General features: G+C 43.4%; 5 protein-coding genes. 1 reads left to right on the forward strand and 4 read right to left on the reverse strand.

The annotated features are described in order from the left end of the window. Nucleotides 1-445 precede the first annotated feature (445 nt). Nucleotides 446-895, reverse strand: a complete 450-nt coding sequence (locus tag C9I99_RS27070; RefSeq protein ID WP_133638300.1) for a hypothetical protein — start codon at nt 893-895, stop codon at nt 446-448. Between the two features lie 316 nt (nt 896-1211). On the opposite strand from C9I99_RS27070, the gene C9I99_RS27290 reads away from it, so the two are divergent. Continuing rightward, complete coding sequence (locus C9I99_RS27290) at nt 1212-1937, forward strand: transposase (RefSeq protein ID WP_170108146.1); 726 nt, start codon at nt 1212-1214, stop codon at nt 1935-1937. A 274-nt stretch (nt 1938-2211) separates the two neighbouring features. Here C9I99_RS27290 and C9I99_RS26785 read toward each other — a convergent pair whose 3' ends face one another. The 3 genes from C9I99_RS26785 to C9I99_RS27350 all read right to left on the reverse strand — a co-directional run. Next, nucleotides 2212-2724, reverse strand: a complete 513-nt coding sequence (locus C9I99_RS26785; RefSeq protein ID WP_107351882.1) for a hypothetical protein — start codon at nt 2722-2724, stop codon at nt 2212-2214. Next, nucleotides 2721-3131 carry a hypothetical protein gene (locus C9I99_RS26790; protein ID WP_107351883.1) on the reverse strand — a complete coding sequence of 137 codons (411 nt, stop codon included), beginning with the start codon at nt 3129-3131 and terminating at the stop codon, nt 2721-2723. Before C9I99_RS26790 ends, C9I99_RS26785 begins: the two co-directional genes overlap by 4 nt. A 206-nt stretch (nt 3132-3337) precedes the next feature. Beyond that, nucleotides 3338-3541: hypothetical protein (locus C9I99_RS27350; protein WP_211321963.1), on the reverse strand; the 204-nt coding region annotated here is incomplete at its 5' end.

Below are 3541 nucleotides of genomic sequence, written 5' to 3' on the forward strand. Positions count from 1 at the left end.
TTGAGCAAAGTCACGGGCGCAAGGCCCATCAAACTCCCTCCGAGCAATTTACTTAATAAGGTTATACGGGCTTGTCCAACAACCGGATAGAAGTGTCGGCTGCGCGACACGTATCCTTATTTGTTAGGCACAACTCACAGGTCTATCCCACACTCTTTCTGAATGATCGTCCTCGCTAAACCTGTTACATCTTTAAACTGATTCATTGAACCATATTGACTGTAATACGGCTTTACTTGGTCACATGAACTACGGATTGATAATGCTAGCCGTAAAAATGCAACTGAATCATTTGGATCCATATCCAACTGTTTAAGAGCCACTTCCATAGCATCATCTAAACGGTTGTTTAAATAGTATTGCTCATACTGTTTTGAAAGTAACTGATATTCCGTCGCAGCATCTACTCTGTCAGATGCAACAGCCGAAAAAGACGCAAAACAAATTATGGCAGCACTAAGATTCCTGAGCCACTTGGTACTTTTTCCAAGAAGTCTTTCCATTGACCAGGATGAATTGTCGGACAACCAGCTGAACCTTTCCATGTGGTCTTATACCCCCAATGAACATGAATATAGTTTGCTCTTTTTCCATAATCTGGAAAATTAGGATTCTTGTTGCGAGTAGAAACAAATTGATTGTTATTGACAACAAGAGCAGGCTTACCTTTATGAGTACCATGCGTTAACCCATATGAACCTTTACTAACGAAAGGATATGCCTCTTCTCCTTTTATTGACGGATCACTAGGCTTGAAAGGATTGGGGGTTGAACTACCTTTAAAAGTACCGAGCACTTCACCCTTTGCACTAAAAATTGTCACTTTTTGTGTATAAACAGGGTCACTCGTGATACCTATCTCACCAAAAACCACTTTCCACGTTGAATCTCCCATTGCTGTATCCTACTTAAAATAATCATGTGGCATGATGATACGCAAGTAAAGGCACATGAGAATCAAGCTAGCTATCTTTTGCGAGAAACTACGAAAAATTTAAGAAGGAGTTACATATTTTATTAAGTGCCTAACGCCTGCAATAAGGTGCGCCACGATGAACTCTCCAAGCGCACCGGCCACCATACCAAAACTGCCGAGTGTAACGCGTCACCTTGATGTTTTTGTTGAACCAAGCCGCTGCGCGGCAGAGTCCTTTGATTCCATACACTGACCTTTAAGACCTTACCTTCCCGGTAAGACTTGGAGGCGAACCATGAACACCCAACAACAGCGCCATTTCGAGGCGCTATACCAGCAACACCTTGATAATCCTATCCTACAAGGCAAGCGCCCGGCGACCATCGATGCCTACAGCCGTGCGGTACGTCGTATTTCTGCCTTCTTTGACTGCCCGCCAGATCACCTGACAACCGAACAGTTACGTACCTACTTCCGCCAACTCATCCGCACCCACTCATGGAGTACCGTCAAACTCGACCGCTACGGCTTGCAATTCTTCTACCGCTATACCCTCAGTAGACAATGGATCTGGCTCAATATCGTCAAACCGCCGCAGGTCAAACGACTGCCAGACCTTTTGACGCCTGATGAAGTAGGACTGCTCATCACCATGACTCGCCAGTCACGCTACCTATACCGGGGCGTTTTACCCGACAATGATATTATCAAGTTCAATGACCATCAGGTGACATTCCGCTATACCGATAGCCAGACCCAGCGACCGGCAACGCGTACCTTGCCGGTTGTGCAGTTCTTGTGGCTTATCTTGCAGCATGTGCTGCCAAAAGGGTTACAGCGGGTGCGGGATTATGGCTTGCTACATGGCAGTGCGAAAGCACTGCGGCTGACCATCCAGCTAATGTTGCTCAGCTTGCCGACATGGCAGTTACCTGAACAAACCAAGCCCCAGAAAGCAAAACGGGACTGCCCATGTTGCCAGCATGCTATGCGCTGTGTCGGCGCCACCCGACCGAGATAGCCGCAAGGCAGACTGAATAAGGATAATGGCACTCAACACCTACGAGGAGAACGCCAACGTAACACCGAACTCAGGCAGTAAGCCACTGAAGTGAATAGCATTATTATCACTTCTAGGCTGCGCTCGTCTTGAGCAAAGTCACGGGCGCAAGGCCCATTAAACTCCCTCCGAGCAATTTACTTAATAAGGTTATACGGGCTTGTCCAACAACCGGATAGAAGTGTCGGCTGCGCGACACGTATCCTTATTTGTTAGCTGCTGGAATTTTGAGGTGTTAATTCCAGGCTCTCTCATATGCGTCAATGAGATTAAATGGTTTCTTTAGTAACTCAATCGAGTGTAATTCATGCTTAATACCTTCAGGCAAGTCATGGTAATTTTTCTCTACATTTAGATCTACTACTGAAAACATAAGCTTCTTAATAGTAGTAATTTGTTTTGAAAGGTGGTTAGGTTTCTTAGTCGAGGTGTTTGACATCTCCAGCACTAACAACATCCTCATTAAATCACTATATTCTGGCTGAGAGCATTCCCTAACAGCCTCTTGACTCAAATAACCTAACCCTTCCGCCGCAACATTAGGTAGATGTTTCAATTTGACTATCACTGAATCAGGGAGAATATCAACCTGGCCATTAGAGATACACTCTGAGTGCTTGTTTTCATAGTCAACGAACTTTTGTTGAAGAAGAGCTGAACCAAAGTCAAGATTATCAGCCACACCTGCATTGCTGATTGAGGAGTACATTAACACCGAAACAACAATTGCAAAATATTTAAACTTCATTTTATTTTGCACCCATAATGAACAGCCTTCCAAAATAATCTTTCTTTAGGGCTGATTTTACTTCTGATCATCTGAAGGCCTGCAATAGTACTTATTTGATTACTAGCATACTTATCTAAAGATGAAAGTGACTTAAAAAAGTACTCCCAGTTTGCTGAGTAGATACTATACGATGTTTGGCTTATATCACTTGATACAGTTTTGAACGCAAAACTTTTCTCTATAAAAGTTGAAGGTCCTTGAGTTTTCACAGCCAAACCACCAAAAATTAATGCAAGTTGACCAATAACAATTGCTACCCACCCTTCTTTAACAGTCTGATTCATCTCATTTATTGTATTAATTGCGTCTTGACTTTCTTTGTCAAAAGTCATGTTAACAATAGCTGGACACGTACTATTAGTCATTTTACATCCCTATCTTGAACAAATAACCTTCAGGATACATTGGTTGCTTTAACCGTGTTTTGAAGAAATCTGTCCTCGAGAGCGACTAAACTCAAAATCATGCCCATAAAAATATCAATTACAATATATTTGGATGGTAATCACATACAGTCGTTATTTAGAGCAGCTAACGCCCGCTTAAGTGGTGAGCAACGCTACCATAATACTTAACTATTACACCGTAAACACGAAAGCTGAATCAAACTAAAACTGCCAAGCGTTGCGAATCCGTCTTGAAGCGTTTGTTGAACCAAGCCGCTGCGCGGCAGAGTCCCTTGATTCCATACACTGACCTTTAAGACCTTACCTTCCCGGTAAGACTTGGAGGCGAACCATGAACACCCAACAACAGCGCCATTTCGAGGCGCTAT

This window comes from Photobacterium lutimaris, assembly GCF_003025555.1.
In the GTDB taxonomy this organism is placed as follows: Bacteria; Pseudomonadota; Gammaproteobacteria; order Enterobacterales; family Vibrionaceae; genus Photobacterium; species Photobacterium lutimaris.

Excerpts from the sequence above, each read along its gene's own strand:
- C9I99_RS27070 (WP_133638300.1), bottom strand. The coding sequence starts at position 895 with ATGGGAGATTCAACGTGGAAAGTGGTTTTTGGTGAGATAGGTATCACG.
- C9I99_RS26790 (WP_107351883.1), bottom strand. The coding sequence starts at position 3,131 with ATGACTAATAGTACGTGTCCAGCTATTGTTAACATGACTTTTGACAAA.
- C9I99_RS26785 (WP_107351882.1), bottom strand. The coding sequence starts at position 2,724 with ATGAAGTTTAAATATTTTGCAATTGTTGTTTCGGTGTTAATGTACTCC.
- C9I99_RS27290 (WP_170108146.1), top strand. The coding sequence starts at position 1,212 with ATGAACACCCAACAACAGCGCCATTTCGAGGCGCTATACCAGCAACAC.